The following is a 23337-nucleotide window of genomic DNA, read 5'->3' as shown; positions in this document are numbered from 1 at the left end:
TCTAAAAATGGGGGCCCAACTAGCTATCTTACACAAAAGTATACAAAAAGCACCAGTTGTTTTAACAATAAGGTGCCTTATAGTATCAAGAAGGAATTTTAATCTAGTCTACATATTCAGCTGTACCTATAAAATTAAGTTCGTATTCATTATTGCTTACTGAATTTATAGCTCTACCGTCTTTAACATAATTGTAGTTGTAAATCAAAATAATGGTATTGTACTTAGAACTTAGTTTAACATCCTTAAACTGCTTTATCAGCTGATCATCATATGAAAAATCTATTAGAAGCTCTTCTATATCATCTTCAGTATCTGGTATCCAATCCTTCTCTATTAAATCTCTATCATAGTAGCCTAATTTAAATTCCTTTTCAAAAGTTGAAGGAATACTATCTCCATCTTCATCATATTTTACTTCAGTATATTTTTCTAGCTCATCAAAGTTTTGAAAGTTTCCTAACCACAAAGAAACATCATTTTTCATAACCTATTACCTCCTTAAGCCTTCTGGTAAATCCATAACACCATTCTTCATTCTGTTGCTAGCCCATTCATTTAGTCTTTTAACAAAACTATCATAGTCAGGAGCAGTATCGATTATTTTTAAAATTTCATTATGAGCCTTTGTAGATCCTCGCCTTCCATGACGGCCAGGGGGATTTACAAATTCAACATCTTTAGTTAAAGACCTCATTTCTTTTATATCGTCCATACTGACGCCCCATTGTTTAAATTTTGGTGTTCTAGCAACTAGATGCCACTCATGATAACCTCCAGGACGCCTAATCCTATCTTCTATTTTACTTCTCAATTGAGGGACACTCCACATTTCCTCGAATTCATCAACAGATAAGTTATCAAACCATTTATTAAATTCATTATTTCTCACTGAAGGAATCTGTACATCTTTAACCGTATCCCTATTGTTAGAACGTTCAGATCTTCTGAGAACACTCTCTTTTTTATCTTCAATCATACTTTTTAATAGAGGAGTATTTTTTGCGTTATACGTATTCTCGATGTCTTGTGCAATCCCCACAAGTGCAAGATCATTCTTATTTTTAACGAAAGAATGGAGATAAGCTTTGCCTTTGTTTATCCCTTTGTTCACATGAGTAGCGGCTGTTCCACCTTCAACCACTTTACCTACTTTAGAAAGCTTGGAAGTGGTCTGCACCGCGGCACCCGCACCTTTCGGGCCAACGATATTACCGACTGCATAGCTGATATAATGCCCTTTTTCGTATGCATCACCATTTACCATTTTATCATTCCATGAGTCGACAAGGTTTGTCCAGATGATTTTTGAATAAGAAGGTACGCTTAAAACGGTTGTAATTGTTTTTGTCAATTTCAGTTCGGCAGGGAGCTGTGAATATTCCCATGCGCCCACAGCCAAGTCTTTGAGGCCATAAAAGGTATCGTCAATCACATCGTCAATACCATCATCAACTCCTTCAACGAAATCTATTACTGTCTTGCCGGCATTGATGATACTTTCACCGACGTCCTTCAGCTGTTGTGCTTGTTCAAGCTGCACTGCGTATTGGAGCTGTGCTGGTGTGAGATTCTCATAGCCGACCTTCTTGGCGATGTCTAAGTATTCATCGGGATCCGTCACTCCGTCAACTAGCTTTTTTTTCAGCTCTTTGATTTCTCGCTCTTTCGCTTCATCTTTCTTAATCTTCAAATAGGCTTCAGTCTGTTTCGAGATGTCGCCTTTTTTCTTATGTATGTCACTTTCTCGATAAGCTTTAGCATTGTAGTGAATGGGCGTAGCGTTTTTTCCTTTGCCTGTGGATTCCTCAAGCTTTTGAAAGTCCTTCTTGATGAATTGCTCGTTTGGCTCTGACTGAGCATATTCAGAAACAAGTGCTTCGTCAACGCTGCCTACTTTATTGACTGTTTTTTTGCGTTGGTTCTCCGCATCGGCGAGTTCGTCTTTGAAGTTTTCTGTCGAGAACAAATCAAGCGGAAGGATATCGTCTATATCAATTAAAATATCTTTCATCGCTTTCTTTTGTTCAGACATAATCGCTTTTGATTTTGTGTAAGCATTAGCCAGCTCGTGTTCTAAGAAGGATTCTTCTATATATGCATCAGATAAGCTGGCGTCCTCTAAAGTGCCTGAAATGCTCGTCAAGAAAGCAATTTTCATATCAAGTAAGTCAATCCAATTGTCAGCTACACCTGCGTGGTCTTGATAAAATGCTTTAATGTTGTCGGCGCCTTTGCCGGAAAACTCACTGTCATCTAAATCAGCTACAGCTTTGAAAGCCTTTTTTAGATTGACCATCTGACTTCTTAATTCCTTGTATTCTTTTGCACGTTTGTCTGCTTCAGAAAGCAGTGATTTGGCTTCAAATACTTTCATGTTCATATCCTTTCATCTAAAAAAACTTTAACAAGATTTTACCATGGAAAAATGAAGAAAGATGTTGATTATTGGTTCAAAAGGTAAAAATGAATAATTAGATCTGTGACATTTTCCCTATTTTCGTTTTTCTTTGTATAGTGAATTATTTTTAAGTAGAGTGGAGTTATAATACTGAAAGTAAACTTTTAAATTACATTTAAAAATTCAAAAACCAAAATAATTTCGAGAATATAGAATGAATAATCCCGTGGTACCATTCAAGCACGGTAAAGTAGAGATCGCATATGGTTAGATCTTAACTGTGGGTGAATAATTTTAAGACCAGAAAGTTTAACCAGAACAATAAGAACAAATGTTGGCGGAAAAAGGGTCTCTCTAAGCTCTGGATAAAGAAAAGTATTATTGAACCTTTTTTGTTGAGATTAATTAATAGTTGAAGAAGATTTTAGATATTGTCAATCTAATAGTTGATTTATTTTTCGGAAATGTATAGACCTTGGTCTATACATTAACTATAATGAAATCATGTTACAAGATATAAGCCTAGTGTTAAGGAAAGTGAATTTAAATTCTTGTTTCTTCGATATGACTTAGAAACTTAATATAATTATCCTCAAAATAGGAAAAGGTCAATTTAAATATATATACCTTATTGAATGTACTGCATAAAGAATATGCAAATTGGAATGGGGGAAAATATGGAGTACCATTTAAAGTGTCGTCAGGACATTGAAGATTTTGTAAAAAACGAAATCTTGAGTTCCTCTGAAGCGGCAAAGATTTTAGATGTCAATAAGCAGCGAATGAGTAAACTAATTAAAGATGGAAGAATTGTAAAGGTCAAAAAAGTTGGTATGTCAAGTTTATTTTTAAGACAAGATGTTGAAAATTTAAAAAAAGAACTTGAAGCTAATAAGAAATTTCGTCCGCTTGAGACTAAATAAATGTTATAAGTTTGAGGTCTAAAAATCTTTATAATGAATAGGCTATATATAGTTTCCACTAAAGGTGTGTTGTGAATTGATTACTTATGTAAAGCAAAATATTTTTGAAAGCCCAGCCCAAGTCCTTGTTAACACAGTAAATACTGTTGGGGTAATGGGAAAAGGAATAGCTAAACAATTTAAACAAATTTACCCCGAAATGTTTGAACAATATCAAATTTTTTGCGAAAATAAAGACCTAGATATAGGTAAACTTTGGATATATAAATCTGATCATAAATGGATATTAAATTTTCCAACAAAAAAACATTGGCGTTCGCCATCAAAACTTGAGTATATAGAAGCTGGATTAAAAAAGTTTGTTGCTACTTATGAAGAAAAGGGTATAACATCAATTTCATTTCCGTTGTTAGGGTGTGGTAATGGAGGTCTTGATTGGGAAACACAAGTTCAACCACTTATGGAGCTTTACTTAAGACCTTTACCAATAGAGGTATATATTCACCTTACAGACAGTAAAAAATCAAAACCAGAGCATAAGGAAATATTAGCTACAAAAAACTGGTTGAAGGGTATGCCGAAATTTTTAAGTTTCAATGAAGTTTGGGAAGACTTACAATACAGTATTAATTTTGAACCCAATATTACAGTTAAAGGTGAGAACTGGCTAGTTTATCTTGATGAAATTGATATGGTTGATGAATTTGATCAATTAGAGAAATCACCATGTATTATTTTTGCAAATGATGATTATAGGTATTTTCTATCTCTTTACCAACTTAAAGAACTATGGAGATTACTTAGAAAAGTTGGTTTTTGTACAAAAAAAGATTTACCTGAAGGTTTACATGGATACGGTGGCTTAGTTTTAAATTTATTGAATAGATTGGACTATATAGAGCCAGTTGAAATAGCATATAAATTTAATGACGATGACGACTTTGTAAATGGAATAAGGGTTGTACCTTACAAAATGAATATTGGTTTTCAAAATAAAGAGGGGGAAACCACAGTTGAACCAAGGGACGAACCAAGGGACAAAAGATAAAAATGAATTTAAACAAGTAATAGATGATTTAACTACAGGTAAATTAGAAACTGGTTTACCACCTCTGAAAATGACACGTTTTCCAAAGTACGTTTATCATTTCACAGATTTATTGAATGCAAAGAACATTCTTACAGAAGGTTATATTTATTGCCGAAATGAAGCTTTAGAAAAAGGGATAATGAAAGTTGATAATGCAAGTAAGACAGTAATAGAACATACATGGCAAGACCGTAAGAATTACGTTAGGTTTTATTTTAGGCCTAAGACACCAACACAGTATCGCAATGAAGGGATACGTTCACTCAGTCAAATAAATCCCGACCTAAAAGCACATTGTCCAGTGCCAGTTTTTTTTCTTTTTGATAGTCTATCAATGCTTACTATGGAGAATTCTAGTTTTACATACGGGAATTTAGCTGCTGACTCAACTACAATTTATAACGATGCGGAATCTTTTAGAAAAATGCCATTTGAATTTGTGTATCATGAGGGTTACTATGATCCTATTAATGAATCTTATATTAAATATCACAGGCATGCAGAATTGATAATACCTAACAAGTGTGATCTTAAGTTTTTAAAGAAAATTGTGTGTAGGAGCCAGGCTGAGAGAGAAACTTTTATTAACCTTTTAGATGAACCTACTAAACAGAATTTTAGAGATATAATAATAGTTGATCCTAAAAACTGGTTTTTTTATTCAGCGTGGACTTTCGTAGAATCAGTAAATCTTACTAAAGAAAAAGTGACTTTTTCATTTAATGTTAATAAACAAGAGCCCACATTTAATGCTAAACTGATTATGAAAGATCTTACAGCAAGCGGAATATATGAAACATGGAATAATCAGAAGTATCAATGTCCCAATGTAGACCAAACTATTACATATTCAAAACCTTACAATCATTATACTATCTCGTTTTATCTAGATGAACATTTAGTATATAAGGGAACATATAACTCAATGGATTCAGTACCTTTTTAATGCATTATAATATTGGGACAAAAATGGGGACGAATTGGGGACCAACTTGTTCATTTTTAGTCAAAACAGAAGATTTTTTATCAGAAACACTTGTCAGCAAACCCTATAAAATAAGGTTTCTAAATAAAACATCAGTTCGTGTCAGAACATAATCGCTACCTTGACAGGGTAGAGGTCGCTGGTTCGAGCCCAGTCGGAATCATAGCTTAAACCCTTGCGCAGCAAGGGTTTTTTACTTTGCTTTAATAAAATCAAATTCGAGAGTTGTTGGCGAACTTGACTTTTGACTCTTTTTAGGGTCAAAATTGTTGAATAGCTCAGCTAGTGATGCTGCCAAGCAGCACTGTCGCGCATTGATTTCTACCCAGATAAGAAAGCCGAAAACTTCGGTATCGATAGCTGTTATGGTCCGAAAATAGCAAATGCAGTCAGACGGTTCCAGAGTATGTGCGGGCTGTCCGCAGATGGTATTTATGATCCGAAGACTAAGGTGAAAATTGAAGCGGAATTGAAGTAATATAAAAAGGCCGCTCATAAAAGGGGGCCTTTCAGTGTTTCTTTTAAATAGCTTCTTTTAGTTTTTCTATTACGCTTTTCAACCATTCTATAGGTGATAATCCAATTGTCGGGAAGTATATTTCTGCATTACACTTTATAATGTCTTCCTTTTCTTCTTTAGTTAGATCGCTATTTAGAAAATCTTCGCAGTACTTTAAATCGCAACATCCTGATAACCTACCTCTTCTACTTCTTCATTTATGAGACGAACTCCTAAACCATTTTCTTCATCCCAAGTACAATCAAACGATAATCCAATATCACGTCCTTCACGAAGAAAATCATAAGGAACAGAAATACCGACTAATGTAATATGTTCAATTAATTGATCTATTGTTTCAATTAATGGATAGTCTTCGTTCACTGAAACATCATAACCGAGTTCCTGTCTTTTTTGTTTATAATAATCAAGAATCGGTCGTAATATATTATGTTGGACTTGCTCCCAATTATCCATTAGTGAATTATATGCTACATATTGACCTTCATCAAATTCTCCATCTTCTTCCCCGCCTATTAATAACGTTATCTCTGTGTCTTTCTCTAAAAAATTTATATTTCTGTATCCTACCCATTGATACTGATAATCAAGTTCTCCAAATACTTTATCATTTAATGTCATTTTCAAATCTCCTTATTAATTATTGGCAAATCCTCCAGGTTTAAAAGCTCCTGCGTTTATCTCACCAACTCCACCAACATGACCAAACTTAGCATTTATTTCTGTTGGCACAAGTTGCATAGTAACTCCATCATTTAGTTCATGCCATGTTAAGTTATTTTTCACTCGGAATTTTTCTATGTCTTTTGCTCTGATTGCACCAGATTCCATTCCAAATTTGTGAGCCATTTCTGGCGAATTATTAAGTTGTTCTGCTAATTTTACATTTGCTTGGTTAAAATTATAACCTCTAGCTGCATTTCCTTTAGGTCCTTTCCCACCTAACATATAATCAACCTCAACTTGGCCTTTTGCTACAGGTGAGAAATCAGGCACTCCATTTCTATACTCAATCCCATTAATTCCAGCTTCATTTAAAATTTGCTGTAACTTGGGGTCTGGTGGTGGTTTTAGAGTACATAAAGACTCTCCTCTTTTCCCTTCAAAAACGACTTTTGCATTCATTTCTGCAGGAGTTTGTTTCAGTCTGGATTCATATGTACTGGCAAATTTCTCTTGTTTAAAGGCGGGAGGAATATCCGTATTCCGATTAACTAAACCCACATCACCCTTATTGTTAGAACGTTCAGATCTTCTGAGAATACTCTCTTTTTTATCTTCAATCATACTTTTTAGGAGAGGAGTATTTTTGGCGTTAAACGTATTATCGATGTCTTGTGCAATCCCCACAAGTGCAAGATCATTCTTATTTTTAACGAAAGAATTTAGATAAGCTTTGCCTTTGTTTATCCCTTTATTGATATGAGCAGCGGCTGTTCCACCTTCAACCACTTTACCTACTTTAGAAAGCTTGGAAGTGGTCTGCACCGCGGCACCCGCACCTTTCGGGCCAACGATATTACCGACTGCATAGCTGATATAATGCCCTTTTTCGTATGCATCACCATTTACCATTTTATCATTCCATGAGTCGACGAGGTTTGTCCAGATGATTTTTGAATAAGAGGGCACGCTCAAAACTGTTGAAATTGTTTTTGTGAGCTTTAGTTCGGTAGGGAGCTGTGAATATTCCCATGCGCCCACAGCCAAGTCTTTGAGGCCATAAAAGGTATCGTCAATCACATCGTCAATACCATCATCAACTCCTTCAACGAAATCTATTACTGTCTTGCCGGCATTGATGATACTTTCACCGACGGCCTTCAGCTGTTGTGCTTGTTCAAGCTGCACTGCGTACTGGAGCTGTTCAGGGGTAAGGTTCTCATAGCCGACCTTCTTGGCAATGTCTAAGTATTCATCGGGATCCGTCACCCCGTCAGCTAGCTTCTTTTTCAGCTCTTTGATTTCTCGTTCTTTCGCTTCATCTTTCTTGATCTTCAAATAGGCTTCAGTCTGTTTCGAGATATCGCCTTTTTTCTTATGTATGTCACTTTCTCGATACGCTTTGGCATTGTAGTGGATAGGGGAAGCATTTTTGCCTTTGCCTGTGGATTCCTCAAGCTTTTGAAAGTCCTTCTTGATGAATTGCTCGTTTGGCTCTGACTGGGCATATTCAGAAACAAGTGCTTCGTCAACACTGCCTACTTTATTGACTGTTTTTTTGCGTTGGTTCTCCGCATCGGCGAGTTCGTCTTTGAAGGTTTCTGTCGAGAATAAATCAAGCGGAAGAATATCGTCGATATCATGTAAGATATCTTTCATCGCTTTCTTTTGTTCAGACATAATGGATTTTGATTTTGTGTAGGCGTTGGCCAACTCATGTTCTAAGAAGGATTCTTCTATATATGCATCAGACAAGCTGGCGTCCTCTAAAGTGCCTGAAATGCTTGTTAAGAAAGCAATTTTCATATCAAGTAAGTCAATCCAATTGTCAGCTACACCTGCGTGGTCTTGGTAAAATGCTTTGATATTGTCAGCGCCTTTTCCGGAAAACTCACTGTCATCTAAATTAGCTACAGCTTTAAAGGCTTTCTGTAGATTGACCATTTGACTTCTTAATTCTTTGTATTCCTTTGCGCGTTTATCTGCTTCCGAAAGCAGTGTTTTGGCTTCAAATACTTTCATGATCATATCCTTTCGTTTGAATAGCTCCAACAAGATTTTACCATGGGAAAATGAAGAAATAGACAGCTATGTGATTCAAAAGTGCGGAATGAATCATTTGATCTGTGTCAATTTCCCTATCCGGCTTATTTGTTTGGGAACTGATGACGCAGTCAGACGGTTCCAGCTGATGAATGGATTAAAGGCTGATGGCGTTTATGGGCCGAAAACGAAAGCTAAGTTTAAAAAAGCCTTCCTAATAAGTAAGGCTTTTATTCTCTTCTAAAATCGTAAGTATCTATATTAATATCTAAAACTTTTTTATTAATAGATACATGATCCTCGTCTATCCATGTAACTTTTGCATTCTCTTGATCATTTTCCCAATAAATATTTTTCTTCTTGCCATTCTCGGTATTTTCCAGTTCGCCTTTTACAGCGTAGTCAGTAGTAGCACCGCCGTTTGCTCTGTAAATATTGATTTTGTAGTCATTGTTTGGTGATGAATAAGATTCAAGATATTCACCTTTAGGCAGGCTGTTCATTGAAAAAAAGTGGTTGTATATAAAATATGAAAGAGCAAGGATAATCAACAACAATACAGATGAAAAGCCAATAATAACTCTATTTCGAGTTTTCTTTTTTAAAATTTCTAATTCCTTATCAACAAACTGTTCTTTGTTATGCACTATATAGGCCTCCTATTTTTTGAGGAATTCCTCTAATAATAATAAATGATGTGAGAGTTTAATAGTTGGAATTTCCCTTAAAATAACCTTAAAGATGCCAAGTGAAATGGAATAATATTCATATTTATAGTTATATGGGAGTCTCGGCAATAACTGAAGGAGAGTTAATGTTGAAGATCATTGAGTACTATTATTTATATGTGTTATAGGAGTGATTCTAGAAAAATATTACAACTGATTTTTCTACAAAAATTAAGTAAAACACAATTATAATTGCTTATTATGAAATGAATGACAGTACTTATCCGATAGGGACAGGAAGAGAATCCGCCAGTAAGATAAAAACAGGTGATCCATGGGATTAAAAACTAAAATTCGGTCCCAAGAAAATATATATTTTTAACACAAAAGGTGGTTGTTACAACCCTACAGGGGAAGATTTAGGTAACATTCACTATGGGTATGTCGGTAGAGCTGCAGGTTTCTCTGATTCATTCTTAAGAACAGCTGCTGGTGCTTACCAAATTTATAGTGGTACAAGTAGAGTAAATGGTATAAATCTTATTTTGATGATCCACAAGATCAAAAGATGATTGATTTAGGATTACGAATTTACAAAAATAACTGTCTAATCACGAATTGGAATAAAGCAAGTATATCGTCCAAAAGCATAGATACATTTACTGTCCGGTCTGTTTCGCCTTAATCTATTACTAATTTATATAAACAGTTAGATGCTTTAAGTGTTAAGGAGAAAAGAGATTAGAGAAAGAGGAGGGCATTGCTTTTGTAAATTTGTTGCAATACATGAATCAAATTAATAAAATGAGAATTTATAAATTCAATTTAATGGAGGAATAGGAGGAGGGAAATGAGGAAATATTTTGGGATAGTGTCGCTTATCATCCTGTTATTCACATTGTGTTTTCTGCCTCATATTCATTGGGCGCTTGGAATGCTAGGAATTGTCGTTGGGAGTATTTTAGCAATCAAATCGCCTAAAGGAATTGCTAAGTATATTTCTTTTGTTATCCTAGCACTTTGTATTCTTTTCCTCTTATTTTTAATTGTGATGGGCGTTTTGATGGCAGGTCTAGTGGGAAATTAACGTTAATTTATAATGCGAATTGGGGAGCAGCTTGCTCATTTTCAGTCAAAATAAATGGGTTTTTATAAGAAATGCGTGTTAGCGAATCCTTTAAAATTTTAAAAAAAGACTTCTATTCGTGTCGGAATATAATCACTGCCTTAACAGGGGGAAGGTCGCTGGTTCGACTTTAATCGGAATTTACTGGCGGTTAGAGGCGCAATATCAATGATCCTAACAAGTTAAGGGATTAAACTCAACTCACTCTTGAACTCATAGAAAAAACACCTCCAAGTCTAATGTCGAATAACAATCATCCGTTTCAAACTTGAAGGTGTTTTTTGTTTGTCTTATTTTATGGGGCAACCCTTGCTCTTTAGAGATAAGCTTACTTACACTGACGGGGTTTGATAATAAGATACAATTCCTATTATTGTTAACACGATGAATATGGCTAGGATGCTCCACAATGTTATTTTTACGCCTTTTGTCATGTTATACCCCTCACTTTTTATTAAGTGCCAACTGGTCTCTCTGCTATTTGCATATCAGTTCCAACTGGTTTTTCGCTAAAATGGAAGTCTGACTGAGCAAACAAACCAGCGCCTGCAGCTAACCCGCTTACGATAATAGCTGTAACAGACACACGAAGTATTAATCTTTTCATCCCATTCCCTCCAACTGCCTCATTTTCTTTTCGGCTAAAATAGCTCTCTTGGAAAATTCAAGCCCATCCTTATAGCATTCTTTCGCCTCGCAGTATTGAGAGATAATCAAGGATAGATCATGCACACTGTCTAAGTCATTCTTTTCTTGAAGGAAATGAATATAACGCCAGCATTTCTCAATCGTTTCGTTTTGATTATCTTGAAGAAGTGCATAAATGATGTTTATTTTAGCCTCATACAATTTATTCTCTTTTTGCGTTAGATTTTCCTGTCCTTTTTTGTAATAATAGACAGCTTTATCTTTTTCACCCATGAGAAATAACTCTTTGGTAATCATATAGAGAGAGTTAATGTAATAGACTGATTGCCGCCATTCTTTATTTCTGATGGCTTTTCTCAGCGCGTTGAGACAGTTTTGGGATTTTTTTGCTGATGAGTATGTAATACTTAAATTATGATGGATTTGTGCTTCGAAAAATTGATCATCAAGAGTTTTTGACATCCTAATGGCCTGAAAATAAGCTTCTTCAGCTTTATCAAATTGGCCGAGATCTGTATAGTTAGTTCCTACAACCATTAGTGCGGTTGCATATTTCCTTTTGTAAAGTTCATTGCCTTTATAAATGGTGAGTGCGTTGTTAATATAATTTAATGAAACAATACTCTGGCGGAGCATCATGTACATAGATGCCACTTTAGAATAAAATTCAGCAGCTTCCATTTCATCAGGAATATTGGATAATTTTTTCTCAGCAATTTTAAATAGGCTGATGGCATTCTCGAAGTTTCGATTGTAGGATTCGTATAATGCTTCAAACAAAAAGAAATAATACTCTATCATGTTATCTGTTTTTTGAATGTCTCTTGCGTGTTCTTTGTTGAAGTAGGAATGCTTTGGGAAATCTGTTCCTTTCACTTGATACAGCATCATTTTATGTCTTTCTTTCAGCAGAGAGTGATACATCAATATTTCTTGATTTTCATCCAAGTCATCAAATAGAGAGCTGACCTTTTCTAAACATTTTTCAGCAGCCTCAACATTCTGCTGTTTAATAGCCATGTACCATTCATTTAAGGAATTAGCGATACACTCAGGAGCAAGTTTACTCATAATAAACCCCTCTTTCTGACAAAATACTCGATCAAATGTTAACACAACTCTAGCATGAAATATAATATATTGAAAAAATTTTCGGCATAACGCAATTTTTTAAGGAGACAATGTAATCGTTTTTAATAAGTGAGATAGTTATCACTGTGTCTAGCGTATTTTTTAGAAAGTGACTTAGCTCTCAAGTTTAACTAGATAAAGGAGAATACATGAAAACCCTTCACATTCTGTGAAGGGTTGGTTATTAATACTCACATACTTTGTCTTCGCACTCGGGCTTTTCGGTTGCATCCACAGTGAAAGATATAACTTCATCATTACCTTTATCATAGATACCCGAGATTTCTTTTTTCTTATTTCCATTGAGGTAACCATTAATTTCAATACCGCCCATTGGATTAATGTCAAAATCATCTGTGTAATCGACTCGTTTAATATCTTTATAGTTTGTTCCGATAAAATCATTCATTCTTTTTTTAGCCAAGGAATAAAATTCTTCTTTTTTCGCTTCTTGCGCTTCAATTTTTTTGTCGTGTTGTTCCTTCATGAAAAGCCCTATAAATGTTATAAGAGCCAGAGTAGTAAGTGTAATTATGGCTTTCTTCATAAAACCATCCTTTCCGCCTTTATTTTACAATAGGATGGGGGGCTGTGTATATGAGTGATGCATATGACTATCTACGAGTTTGACAGGCGGTTGCAATAAAATGAAGAACTGAAAAAACTGTTGGGTACGAGTCTGAAAACTCATTGCCAGAACCTAAAAGAAGACACAAAAAGCGCATCAGACTTTTCTTCAGCTCAACAAGTGATTGCAGAGATCTATGTTGCGTTATTTTTCTCCATTTGAAGGAAAGGCTAGCATTGGTGCAAAGGTTTAATGAAAATGCGGCTATGCTGACAACTGCCACAGAGAACAGAAGTTTTATTGTGAAGCTCATAAAGAAAAGACAAATTATTAAACGCTGACAATTACATAAAATTAAAAAAAGCAGGCGCCTATATAAAAAAGGTATAGGGCTGCTTTTTTGTTAAGTTTAAAGTTTTTGAAATTGTAATATAAAGCCAGCATATAAAGTCTTTTGATTGGTGTACAAATGGAGATCCTAAGTTCTTAAAAGGCTCCTTAATCGATAGAGGGGAGAGACGCTCAGCATACAGGGAAAACGCTTGGAGAAAAGTACTCCTTGCTGTGTTTTTCTATTTCTGCGGAGCACATTGTGTTATCTTTTTGCAATCAAATAAAGCGAGATGGCTCTTTGGGTTTGAACAGGATTATGAAGGATAATGGCCCATTGATTTCTTCTCCTTGGAAAGCTTGCGATTGCATACAATGGAGCAGTATCGCGTGGAGTGAATCCGCCATTCACCACGTTTATGCTCCTTCCTTCGAGATAACAAACAAGGTATTCACCGGGATTTATGATCTGCTGGTTCGTCCATGCGTAAGAATAAAAACCATTTCCGAGATCCTCAGCGGAAGATGGAGGGATAGTGCCATCTACATTCAATGTGATTTCTCTTCTTCGCTGTCTTTCTGAGTCTGGGCTTCTTTGAGAGGCAGGAGTATGTGTGAAGTGAGGGATTAACGCAGGACCATAAAAGTAATGATACAAAGCAACCACTCCTTAGTTTTACATTCATACCAATTGTATGCGGACGTTTTTCGTTCATTCCTGTTTTGTTTCATGTTTATTAAAAGAAAAGCCGTCTGTTGACAATGCAGGTTAGTAGAATATGGCAGCTTCTGATGATAGAATTTATATATTAACTTCAATGAAGAAGATATACATAAATTCGATAGTGGAGGTAAAGTATGGCGAAAAAAATGGCGAAAACCAACGCGGTTCGTTTGATAGAACAGCAGAACATCTCCTATGAGTTATTAGGGTATAAAACAGAAGGCGGCCAACCGACAGATGGCATCTCTGTTTCAGAAAAAATCGGTTATTCCTCAGATTATGTATATAAAACATTGGTGGCAACAGCAGGTGCAAATCGCTATTACGTCTTTGTTGTACCAGTTGCTGAGGAATTGGATGTGAAAAAGGCAGCGAAAGCGGCAGGAGAAAAGAAAATAGAAATGATTGCCATGAAGGAGCTGCTGGGGGTGACAGGCTATGTTCGCGGGGGCTGCTCGCCAATTGGCATGAAAAAATGGTTTCCGACCTATATTGATTCAACCGCTGAATCACTCGATTTTATCATTGTCAGTGCAGGAAAAATCGGTATGCAGCTTAAGTTGGCGCCGCAAGATTTAGCCAAAGCAAGTGATGCGGTATTTGCAGAAATTGTATAGCTGGCAGCGAGAGAAAATACTACTCACATAAACTACACTTTTTATACATCTCGTTCAAATATGTTTCAAACCGTATTGAGGACGAAAATCTGAATGAAAGTCATGATGAGTTACAAGTATAAATCTGATGATTGAAGAACGAGATATATAGCTTAGTTATTTTTTAGCTTAACCCGAGAGGACGTACTGTCTTTTCCTGTGTTGGCTTTATGATTTTATATTTTTAAGAAATAGCAGCAGACCATCTGCAGCTTGGCCCGAAAGATCTGCTGTCTTAGAAGCGGCTTTCATCTGTGTGCCTGGACATTACTTCATCATGACAAGAAAGCGATGGTATTTCATGAACAAAGAAAATTTTAAAAACATACTTATGATTTTTGTAATATGCGCGAGCCTGCGGGAAACCGATGGTATGCGTATTGCAGATAGCTGGATTTTGAGTGAGCTCGTACGATTTTTAATTTGTATGGCTGTGTTTTTTGCCGTAACATTTCTATTAGATGCAGTTTTTCCAAACAAAAAAGAGTCACATTAATGTGTGGCTCTTTTTGCATCACATCATCTAATCAAAAACATCACAAATGAATCAATCATCATGATGAAAAACAGCAAGCAAAAATAAATGAGCGAGTAGACAAACATATCCTTTGCCCACTTCACGTCATCATCTGTTTTGAATCCCTGGATGCTTTTTTTAATCCATATGCCTCCCAGAACGAAGGCGGCTAAGAAATAAAATGGGCTGATACGGTCGGGGCCGAGAGTAAAAGGAAATAATAGCGTGATTGGAACCAGAACCGCAATATATTGAATCATTTTTATTTTTGTTACATGATTTCCTTTTACAACAGGCAAGAGCGGGATGCCTGCTGCCTGATATTCCGCCTTGCGTCTGATCCCAATCGCCCAAAAATGCGGGGGCTGCCACAAAAACATGACCGTGTATAACAGCACCGCAGTCACATTGATATCTCCGGTTACGGCACAGTACCCCATCAATGGCGGCGCAGCTCCTGGGAAACTCCCAATAAATGTGCTCCACAACGAGGTTCGTTTCACCCATACTGTATAGATAACCGCATAAAAAATAAAGGCAGCCAGTCCGAGAAGGGCTGTGATCAGATTGAGGGAATACAGCATCGCAAGGCCTAAGATTCCTAAAACAGAGCCATACGTTAAGATCATGGCTGGCGGCATTTTCCCTGTGACTGAGGCTCTGCTGCGGGTGCGTGCCATTTTTGCGTCCATGTGCCGATCAAAAAAGTTGTTATAAACAGTCCCGGAAGCCATGACAAACGTGGTTCCAAGCATTGCTGTCGCCATTGTGATCAAAAAAGCCATTACGGATAGCGGTTTTTCTGCACTTACAAACGCGATCCAAAACCCGCAGAAGGCTGCTATCGAGTTGGATATGATAATGCCGGGTTTTGCAAGTTGAATAAAATCGTAAATGGTTACCCGATTTGAAGGTTTTATGTATGGCGTTTCAGATATAGCCGCAGAATCACTTGTATTCTTCAAAATAGACGCCCCCTAAAAAAACTGCATACTATTGTCAGCGTAACAAGCTGGCTATGAAATCGCAAATTTTTCCTATATTTGTCAAGGTATTGTCGTTTTTAAAATGAAAAAAGGGAGCTGGACTGCCCCCTTTTTGATGTAGTGTTTAGTATCCGTATCCTCCGCCGTATCCTCCGCCATATCCTCCGCCATATCCTCCGCCGTAACCGTACCAAGGGTAGTAAGGCGGGCGTGGGCGCGGGTAATAATAAGGCGGGCGCGGATAAAACGGTCTTGGGTAATAAGGGGGATAAAATGGCGGTCTCGGGCGCGGATAATAAGGCTGTCTTTCATCATAAGGTATCATTTGTTCAAGGATCTGTTCATTCAAAGAATAATCCAAGAGGAAAACCTCCCTAGTTTTTTATTCCTTTTACCATATTCTTGATGTTTGTGTTAGGTGTATGTACATTCATGAAATCGGTTTTTTATGATGAAATCCTGGGAAAAGGATTGACAAGAACTACTAAATTTCATAGTATTACAAATGTGAAATAAATATTACTTTTATGTTACAAAATTATTTCTTAACAGATACAGTGCTTATTAATGAAAGAGAATTCGAAATGGTTACGAAAGAAGGAATTTGTGTTGTTGGCAAAAAGAATCAAATGGTTTCATATTTTAATCGCAGTTGTATGTGTGGCGGGCTTTATCGGCTTTTTCCACAATTCATTGAAAAAAGAACCGGTCATGAATAAAGTGAAAACTGATTCTCAGTATGGGAATGTGGAGATCGCCACAATGGTGAATGACGGGAAAACCTTCAATTACGCAGTTAACTATCCCGTTTTCAAAAATGAAAAAATAGATTCGGTTTTAAAGAGATTCGCAGAGAAAGAGATTCACCAATTTCAAAAGGAAACAAAAGGTGTCAATCAGGAGCATGCGACAAAACGAAACGAATTAAATGTTGATTATAAAATAGTCCATTATGCTAAGCAGACCGTAGCGATTGTATTTAATGAATATAAATATATCGGCGGTGCACACGGGCAAACTGTGAAAAAAACGTTTAACTATGATTTTAAAAAGCAAGCTTTTCTTTCAATTGATGATATTTTCAAAGAGGACGCCGACTATTTACATCAGCTTTCGTTAATCTCTTATCATGAACTGAAAAAGAATAAAGACATTGCTGCGGACGATGCGCTGTTAAAGGAAGGAACGGCACCGAAAAAAGAAAATTTCAGCCGCTTTGCCATCAAGGAGGATTATATCGAATTTTATTTTGATACATATCAGGTCGCAGCAGGCAACCTTGGAGAGCAATCGATTGCGGTTAAGAAAAGCGTTTTGAAAGACATTGTGAAAGAACAATATATGGATAAAGTAAAAAACAAAAATAAAATCAAAGAACATAAGCCGAAGAATGAAGTCATCTCTTTGCCTAAAGAGGAAACGGTTGATCCAAATCAAAAAGTCATTGCGCTTACTTTCGATGACGGCCCGAATCCTGCGACAACAAATCAGATTTTAGACTCCTTGAATAAATATAAGGGACATGCCACGTTTTTTGTTCTCGGGAGCAGGGTGCAGTATTATCCGGAAACGCTAAAAAGAATACTGAAGGAAGGAAATGAGGTGGGAAACCATTCATGGAGTCATCCGCTTCTTACAAGGCTTTCGATGAAAGAAGCGTTAAAGCAGATCAATGATACGCAAGATATCATTGAAAAAACAAGCGGATACCGTCCGACGATTGTCAGACCTCCATACGGCGGCATTAATGATGAGCTGCGCAGTCAAATGAAAATGGATATCGCGTTATGGGATGTTGATCCAGAAGATTGGAAAGACCGTAATAAAAAAACAATTGTTGACCGTGTCATGAGGCAGGCGGGAGATGGAAGAACCATCTTGATTCACGATATTTACAAGACTTCTGCTGATGCGGCGGTGGAAATTATCCAAAAGCTCACCGACCAAGGCTATCAATTGGTAACGGTCTCTCAGCTTGAAGAGGTAAAAAAACAAAGAGAAGCGAAGTAATACGAAAAGGCTGCCGCGGTTTGGGCAGTCTTTTTTCTTTTTTATACACCTCAGGCATTTGGGGCGGATTCCGAATACTTGCTGAAAACAGATTTTGGCCGGATGCAGCTTTAAGTTGCCGCCCGCAGAGTCTCTTTTTTTGTGTTGCGGGCCTACTCCGCATTACGATATCCCGTGAAAATCAAAAAAAGACGGCCGGGAGGATGGAGTTCTGGCCGTCTTTGATAAGAGATTAAGCTTTTACATCAATGGTTTTTCCGAGCGTTGGGTGCTGAATCATCTTTAAGGTTTGATCGGCATTTTGCTGGGCCGTGTCCAGCATCTTTTTCGTTAAAGCGATATCAACATTTTGGGCAAGGGATGCTTGATGCATCGCAACTGATAAAGCAGGAATATCCATCGTTCCACCTCCTATGCCTTACCTATCGGCGGTTTTGAATGATTTTACAGAGGAATACGGATTAATTTTCTCTCTTGATCATTATACTGGGCATTCCGTACACTTTTGAAAAATTCCGAAGTTATAAAGCTGTTTTCAATGGAATAACAGCAAAGAGAGGATGAATATTGGTATATGAGGATGAAAAAAAGCGTCACATATTGTGTCGCTTTTTACTATTCAGAACAAACAGTTCGATAGCGGCACTGGCGGCAATTCCCATTGTATACGCTTCGATATCGCTCCATAAAAATCCGTACCCCAGCACAAGTCCGCCAAGAGTCGTATCTCTGATCCTGTCGATCCATTCGGCGTGATACAGTTGGCTGAATTCAATAATAAAACAGAAAGAAAGACTGATAATGCCCGTCCTCATTGTTTTCAATTTTTGAAATAAAAACCCGCAGCCTGTAAAGATCATGGCAGCCCACAGCGAGTCTCCGAGATATGTATTGACGATATCAGGCAGAACACTGGAGAATGTTCTGGAGCCCAGCCCCAGACCTATGATCACAAAGGTGAGAGCTGCATATATCCATCGATTTCGTTTCATAGAAAACTGATCTCCCGTCTCTTTTCATCTCCCGTGTATTGTAAGGAATATAGCTTCTATTTGTCCAATAAAAAAGCGGCTGAGCAGCCGCGGAAAAGGGTTATTTTGCATGAAGGTTTACATGGTCAGCGGTCTGGTCCTTGCCGATGACAAAATGAAGTTCATAACGGCCTGTGTCATATACATAGTCGATTTCATCAGTAAACGGGACGGTTAATATTCGATTAGCGGGGCCTAATTGATTCTGAAGCACTTCCGGCGTTACCCCGCCTAAATTCAAGCGCCGTTCCACACTAGTTCCAAAATAGCGGATTTCTGAAATAGTCATGTCTTTATGATAGGAAAATCCATAGCCCGGGTTCCCCATATTCCAATGATATAAATCAAACTGATTGTCTCTTCCAGCTGGTCGTTCCGGTTCGCCTAATTGGGCGTGGACATCGCCTCTTGTACTTTTGTTAACCGTAAGGCCCTGCGCTTGCTGAGGCATTTCCCCTGTGTAGGCGGTGTTGTATAGATTTTTGACAAGCTCGGCTGCTGATTGGTTCGTGTTTTCAGAGAGCGGGGATGTTTGGGCTGCCGCCTTAGCTGGTGTTGAAAAGGAAGCTGCACCCAAGCCGGATAGAGAGCCTGTCAGTGCTGCTGCCGCGGTTAAAACAGACATTGTTTTTTTCATGCAGATCCCTCCTTTTTCATTTACCATCTCGTTTCCCGGTGTTTATGCAATAAAACATGTGAATGCGCTATGTATGTTTTGTTGGTTTCTTGTAAGGGAAGAGAAATAGGTAATTCGGCGGTATATATATAAGTAAGAAAGGGGAATGGAGATGGCTGAACAGAAAAAAATCACTATTAACGGCGTTGAAATGGAAGCGTCCGAAGAACAGACGGTGCTGCAGCTTTTGAATAACAGCTCGATTGAAGTGCCGCAAGTTTGCTATCATCCAAGCTTAGGGCCGATTGAAACATGCGATACGTGTATTGTCAGCATCAATGGTGAGCTGAAGAGGTCGTGCTCCGCTGAATTAAAGGATGGGGATGTCATTGATACGCTTTCGTCTGATGTGAAGAAAGCACAGGTCATCGGGATGGACAAGATATTATATAATCACGAGCTTTATTGTACAGTTTGCGATTACAACAACGGAGGATGCGAAATACATAATACGGTGAAGGAAATGAAAATCAATCACCAAAGCATCCCGTTTGATCACAAACCTTATCATAAGGATGAATCTCACCCGTTTTATCGGTATGACCCAGATCAATGTATTTTGTGCGGACGCTGTGTTGAGGCGTGCCAAGACGTTCAAGTAACGGAGACACTGACCATTGACTGGGAGCGGAAACGCCCGCGCGTCATTTGGGACAACGATGTGCCGATCAATGAGTCGTCTTGTGTGTCATGCGGCCACTGCTCCACTGTCTGTCCGTGTAACGCGATGATGGAAAAAGGAATGGAAGGGGAAGCAGGGTATTTAACCGGTATTGATAACGAAGCACTCCGTCCGATGATCGAAATCACGAAGGGCGTTGAGACAGGGTACGGCTCAATCCTCGCTATTTCTGATATGGAATCTGCCATGCGTGATGAACGAATCAAGAAAACGAAAACTGTATGCACCTATTGCGGTGTCGGCTGTAGCTTTGATGTCTGGACGAAGGGCAGAGATATTCTGAAAGTCGAGCCGCAGGAGGAAGCGCCAGCCAACGGAATTTCCACCTGTGTGAAGGGGAAGTTTGGCTGGGATTTTGTGAACAGTGATGAGCGCCTGACGAAGCCGCTCATCCGTGAAGGCGATTCTTTCCGTGAAGCGGAATGGGAGGAGGCGTTATCGCTGATCGCCAGCAAGTTCACAGATTTAAAAGAAGAGTATGGCCCGGATTCACTTGCTTTTATTACATCTTCTAAATGTACAAATGAAGAATCCTATCTCATGCAAAAGCTAGCCAGAGGGATCATCGGTACAAATAATGTCGACAACTGCTCTCGCTATTGCCAATCACCAGCGACGGCCGGCCTGTTCCGGACAGTCGGTTATGGCGGTGACTCAGGGTCAATTACAGATATCGCGCAAGCAGATCTTGTGTTGATTATCGGTTCGAATACATCGGAGTCACACCCGGTTTTATCAACACGCATTAAACGGGCCCATAAGCTGAGAGGGCAAAAAGTGATCGTAGCGGATATTAGAAAACACGAAATGGCAGAGCGCTCTGACTTATTTGTCCAGCCTCGTGCCGGTTCAGATATCGTCTGGATGAATGCGATCGCCAAATATTTGATTGAAAACGGCAAGGCTGATGAACGCTTTTTACGAGAAAAAGTGAACGGACGGGAAGAATACGTGAAAAGCCTGGCGCCGTATACACTTGAATATGCCGAGGAGAAAACCGGCATAGATCGAGAAACATTGATCCAAATGGCTGAGATGATTAGCCAAGCTGACAGTGTGTGCGCATTATGGGCCATGGGCGTGACCCAGCATATTGGAGGAAGCGATACGAGCACAGCGATCTCTAATCTTCTGCTTGTGACGGGTAACTATGGAAAACCGGGAGCAGGCTCTTATCCATTGCGCGGCCATAATAACGTGCAGGGGGCAAGTGACTTCGGAAGCATGCCGGACAAACTGCCGGGCTATGAAAATGTAACCGACGAACAAGTCCGCCAAAAATACGAGCGGGTATGGGGCGTGCCGCTGCCGAAGGAGCCGGGCATGACCAATCACGAAATGATTGAAAAAATCCACTCCGGCCAGCTGAAAGCGATGTATGTAAAAGGAGAAGAGATGGGTCTGGTCGATTCCAATATCAATCATGTACACGCCGCATATGAAAAGCTTGATTTCTTTGTGGTGCAGGATATTTTCTTTTCACGTACAGCCGAGTTTGCTGACGTCGTTCTTCCTGCGAGCCCGAGCCTTGAAAAAGAGGGGACCTTTACGAATACAGAGCGTCGGATTCAGCGGCTGTATCAAGTGTTTGAGCCGCTTGGAGAATCAAAGCCGGACTGGCAGATTATTATGGAGGTTGCCAATAAACTTGGCGCCGGCTGGAACTATGAGCACCCTGGAGAGATTATGAAGGAAGCCGCGATGCTGTCGCCGATTTATGCCGGCGTCACCTATGAGCGTCTTGAAGGCTACAACTCCCTGCAATGGCCTGTAAGCGCTGATGGAAAGGATTCACCATTACTCTTTACCGAGCGTTTCCCTTTCCCGGACGGCAAAGCCATTCTTTATCCTGTTCAGTGGACAGAGCCTGAAGAGTTTGGTGAGGAATATGACATCCATGTCAACAATGGGCGGCTCTTGGAGCATTTCCACGAAGGAAACCTGACCTACAAATCAAAAGGGATCTCGGAGAAAACACCTGAAGTGTTCTTAGAAATTTCTCCTGAACTCGCGGCAGAACGGGGGATTCAGGATGGAACTCTTGTTAGACTCACATCGCCTTTCGGAAATGTCAAAGTGAAGTGTTTGATTACTGATCGTGTCAAAGGGAAGGAAGTATATCTGCCAATGAACGATTCAGGGGAAGCGGCGATCAATCTGTTAACAGGCAGCCATGCCGATAAGGATACTGATACGCCTGCATACAAAGAAACGTCAGCTAAGATGGAGATTTTGAAGCAGGACGGAACCAATCCGCTGCCTAAGATCAATCACCGCAACGGCAATCCGCAGCCGCAAATTGGTGTGCAGGTGCAAAAGAAATGGGCGCGGAAGGATTATATTTTCCCTGGCGATGCTGTGAAAAGGGGGATTGGACATCGTGGCTAAAGCGATAAAGCGAATTCAGAAAATCGAGATAACGGAAGAAGATCAGCGAAAGCAGGACATGAAAGAAATTGAGGATGCATTAGTCGAAAATAAGGAAGCCATTCTTGAAACGCTGCAAATGCTGGGCCATATGAATGAGAGGGGTGTGCTACCGTTGCTCCGCGGCCTCTTTGGCCAAGGAGATAAAGTCCTTGAGATTTTGGTGAAAAAGGCAGATACAGAGGAAACAGCCAACACGCTTAAAAATCTGCTTCTGCTGTTTGGAACACTCGGCATGCTGGACGTTAAACAGCTGGAGCCTCTCATTTTGAAGGTGAATGCGGGTGTGGCAAGCGCTGTGGAACAGAAGGACAGCGAAGAAAAAACAGGTTATTTTGATATCATTCGTTCGCTCAAAGACCCGGAAATCAACAAGTCAATTACACTGCTTTTCTCATTTTTAAAAGGAATGGGACAAGATACAAAGGAGATGGAACGAACGACGCAGCCCCCGGAACAACAAAAACAGCAGCAGGAACCCCGAGAGAAAAGAGATATGAATAAACGAGATTGACTATCTGTCCGAGCTGGC

At 38.8% G+C, this 23337-nt stretch carries 23 protein-coding genes and 3 pseudogenes; 11 read left to right on the top strand and 15 right to left on the bottom strand.

Translation table 11 applies throughout. The features are described from left to right. Positions 1-103: 103 nt before the first annotated feature. Together AAGG74_RS07740 and AAGG74_RS07735 are read right to left on the bottom strand one after the other, a co-directional pair. Entirely contained in the window at positions 104-487 is a 384-nt protein-coding gene (locus tag AAGG74_RS07740) for an immunity 22 family protein (RefSeq protein ID WP_326139137.1), read from the bottom strand. A gap of 6 nt (positions 488-493) precedes the next feature. After that, on the bottom strand, positions 494-2377 hold the full coding sequence (locus AAGG74_RS07735) for a ribonuclease YeeF family protein (RefSeq protein WP_429674988.1): 1884 nt from the start codon (positions 2375-2377) through the stop codon (positions 494-496). 701 nt (positions 2378-3078) lie between these two features. Here AAGG74_RS07735 and AAGG74_RS07730 point away from each other — a divergent pair. From AAGG74_RS07730 to AAGG74_RS07715, 4 genes and pseudogenes are all read left to right on the top strand, one after another. After that, positions 3079-3324 (top strand): helix-turn-helix domain-containing protein, encoded by a 246-nt coding sequence (locus AAGG74_RS07730; RefSeq protein WP_429674987.1) that lies wholly within the window; start codon positions 3079-3081, stop codon positions 3322-3324. A 76-nt stretch (positions 3325-3400) separates the two neighbouring features. Further along, a complete protein-coding gene (locus tag AAGG74_RS07725) occupies positions 3401-4372 on the top strand; it encodes a macro domain-containing protein (protein ID WP_429674986.1) in 972 nt (323 codons plus the stop codon). Beyond that, on the top strand, positions 4338-5360 hold the full coding sequence (locus tag AAGG74_RS07720) for a DarT ssDNA thymidine ADP-ribosyltransferase family protein (protein WP_429674985.1): 1023 nt from the start codon (positions 4338-4340) through the stop codon (positions 5358-5360). The genes AAGG74_RS07725 and AAGG74_RS07720 overlap by 35 nt, the downstream gene beginning before the upstream one ends. Before the next feature lie 334 nt (positions 5361-5694). After that, positions 5695-5877, top strand: a pseudogene (locus AAGG74_RS07715) (peptidoglycan-binding domain-containing protein); the annotation flags it as partial. A gap of 43 nt (positions 5878-5920) precedes the next feature. On the opposite strand, the pseudogene AAGG74_RS07710 reads toward AAGG74_RS07715, so the two are convergent. The 3 genes and pseudogenes from AAGG74_RS07710 to AAGG74_RS07700 form a co-directional block, all read right to left on the bottom strand. Beyond that, positions 5921-6076 (bottom strand): annotated as a pseudogene (locus tag AAGG74_RS07710) (contact-dependent growth inhibition system immunity protein); the annotation flags it as partial. Then, complete coding sequence (locus tag AAGG74_RS07705; protein WP_162101902.1) at positions 6073-6540, bottom strand: DUF6985 domain-containing protein; 468 nt, start codon at positions 6538-6540, stop codon at positions 6073-6075. The pseudogene AAGG74_RS07710 and the gene AAGG74_RS07705, both read right to left, overlap by 4 nt. 15 nt (positions 6541-6555) lie before the next feature. Continuing rightward, positions 6556-8604 carry a T7SS effector LXG polymorphic toxin gene (locus AAGG74_RS07700; protein ID WP_429674983.1) on the bottom strand — a complete coding sequence of 683 codons (2049 nt, stop codon included), beginning with the start codon at positions 8602-8604 and terminating at the stop codon, positions 6556-6558. Positions 8605-8743: 139 nt separating this feature from the next. Here AAGG74_RS07700 and AAGG74_RS07695 point away from each other — a divergent pair. After that, positions 8744-8869 (top strand): annotated as a pseudogene (locus tag AAGG74_RS07695) (peptidoglycan-binding protein); the annotation flags it as partial. On the opposite strand, the gene AAGG74_RS07690 reads toward AAGG74_RS07695, so the two are convergent. Continuing rightward, positions 8856-9272 carry a DUF5412 family protein gene (locus tag AAGG74_RS07690; RefSeq protein ID WP_429674982.1) on the bottom strand — a complete coding sequence of 139 codons (417 nt, stop codon included), beginning with the start codon at positions 9270-9272 and terminating at the stop codon, positions 8856-8858. The pseudogene AAGG74_RS07695 and the gene AAGG74_RS07690 overlap by 14 nt on opposite strands. A gap of 389 nt (positions 9273-9661) precedes the next feature. Here AAGG74_RS07690 and AAGG74_RS07685 point away from each other — a divergent pair, with 389 nt between their 5' ends. Further along, the gene (locus AAGG74_RS07685) at positions 9662-9865 is read left to right on the top strand and encodes a polymorphic toxin type 44 domain-containing protein (protein WP_429675249.1); all 204 of its coding nucleotides are present in this window, start codon (positions 9662-9664) and stop codon (positions 9863-9865) included. A 278-nt stretch (positions 9866-10143) separates the two neighbouring features. Continuing rightward, positions 10144-10380, top strand: a complete 237-nt coding sequence (locus tag AAGG74_RS07680; RefSeq protein WP_162101223.1) for a hypothetical protein — start codon at positions 10144-10146, stop codon at positions 10378-10380. A gap of 493 nt (positions 10381-10873) precedes the next feature. Here AAGG74_RS07680 and AAGG74_RS07675 read toward each other — a convergent pair whose 3' ends face one another. From AAGG74_RS07675 to AAGG74_RS07660, 4 genes are all read right to left on the bottom strand, one after another. Next, positions 10874-11026, bottom strand: a complete 153-nt coding sequence (locus AAGG74_RS07675) for a hypothetical protein (RefSeq protein ID WP_202923583.1) — start codon at positions 11024-11026, stop codon at positions 10874-10876. Continuing rightward, positions 11023-12138 (bottom strand): response regulator aspartate phosphatase, encoded by a 1116-nt coding sequence (locus tag AAGG74_RS07670; RefSeq protein WP_429674981.1) that lies wholly within the window; start codon positions 12136-12138, stop codon positions 11023-11025. Before AAGG74_RS07670 ends, AAGG74_RS07675 begins: the two co-directional genes overlap by 4 nt. Before the next feature lie 244 nt (positions 12139-12382). Then, positions 12383-12745 carry a DUF1433 domain-containing protein gene (locus tag AAGG74_RS07665; RefSeq protein ID WP_429674980.1) on the bottom strand — a complete coding sequence of 121 codons (363 nt, stop codon included), beginning with the start codon at positions 12743-12745 and terminating at the stop codon, positions 12383-12385. Between the two features lie 616 nt (positions 12746-13361). Further along, entirely contained in the window at positions 13362-13754 is a 393-nt protein-coding gene (locus AAGG74_RS07660; protein WP_162101225.1) for a hypothetical protein, read from the bottom strand. Positions 13755-13954: 200 nt separating this feature from the next. Here AAGG74_RS07660 and ybaK point away from each other — a divergent pair, with 200 nt between their 5' ends. Continuing rightward, the gene (gene ybaK, locus AAGG74_RS07655) at positions 13955-14437 is read left to right on the top strand and encodes a Cys-tRNA(Pro) deacylase (RefSeq protein WP_162101226.1); all 483 of its coding nucleotides are present in this window, start codon (positions 13955-13957) and stop codon (positions 14435-14437) included. A 558-nt stretch (positions 14438-14995) separates the two neighbouring features. Here the strand turns inward: ybaK and cyoE are convergent. Both cyoE and AAGG74_RS07645 read right to left on the bottom strand, forming a co-directional pair. Then, complete coding sequence (cyoE, locus tag AAGG74_RS07650) at positions 14996-15958, bottom strand: heme o synthase (RefSeq protein ID WP_429674979.1); 963 nt, start codon at positions 15956-15958, stop codon at positions 14996-14998. Between the two features lie 145 nt (positions 15959-16103). Continuing rightward, entirely contained in the window at positions 16104-16340 is a 237-nt protein-coding gene (locus AAGG74_RS07645; protein WP_429674978.1) for a spore coat protein, read from the bottom strand. A gap of 248 nt (positions 16341-16588) precedes the next feature. Between AAGG74_RS07645 and AAGG74_RS07640 the strand changes: the two genes are divergently transcribed. Beyond that, on the top strand, positions 16589-17989 hold the full coding sequence (locus AAGG74_RS07640) for a polysaccharide deacetylase family protein (protein ID WP_429674977.1): 1401 nt from the start codon (positions 16589-16591) through the stop codon (positions 17987-17989). Between the two features lie 232 nt (positions 17990-18221). On the opposite strand, the gene AAGG74_RS07635 is transcribed toward AAGG74_RS07640, so the two are convergent. From AAGG74_RS07635 to AAGG74_RS07625, 3 genes are all read right to left on the bottom strand, one after another. Further along, positions 18222-18389 carry a YjfB family protein gene (locus AAGG74_RS07635; RefSeq protein WP_162101230.1) on the bottom strand — a complete coding sequence of 56 codons (168 nt, stop codon included), beginning with the start codon at positions 18387-18389 and terminating at the stop codon, positions 18222-18224. A gap of 193 nt (positions 18390-18582) precedes the next feature. After that, on the bottom strand, positions 18583-18981 hold the full coding sequence (locus AAGG74_RS07630; protein WP_162101231.1) for a ribosomal maturation YjgA family protein: 399 nt from the start codon (positions 18979-18981) through the stop codon (positions 18583-18585). 100 nt (positions 18982-19081) lie between these two features. Next, a complete protein-coding gene (locus AAGG74_RS07625; protein ID WP_429674976.1) occupies positions 19082-19657 on the bottom strand; it encodes a YjgB family protein in 576 nt (191 codons plus the stop codon). Positions 19658-19808: 151 nt separating this feature from the next. On the opposite strand from AAGG74_RS07625, the gene fdhF reads away from it, so the two are divergent. Then, positions 19809-22766 carry a formate dehydrogenase subunit alpha gene (fdhF, locus tag AAGG74_RS07620; RefSeq protein ID WP_429674975.1) on the top strand — a complete coding sequence of 986 codons (2958 nt, stop codon included), beginning with the start codon at positions 19809-19811 and terminating at the stop codon, positions 22764-22766. Beyond that, a complete protein-coding gene (locus tag AAGG74_RS07615) occupies positions 22759-23319 on the top strand; it encodes a helical membrane plugin domain-containing protein (RefSeq protein ID WP_162101234.1) in 561 nt (186 codons plus the stop codon). The genes fdhF and AAGG74_RS07615 overlap by 8 nt, the downstream gene beginning before the upstream one ends. Positions 23320-23337 lie beyond the last annotated feature (18 nt).

The organism is Bacillus mexicanus, from assembly GCF_050445615.1.
Classification (GTDB): Bacteria; Bacillota; Bacilli; order Bacillales; family Bacillaceae; genus Bacillus; species Bacillus mexicanus.
The sequence above is the reverse complement of the archived record's forward strand: the minus strand, read 5'-3'. Positions and strand labels throughout refer to the sequence as shown.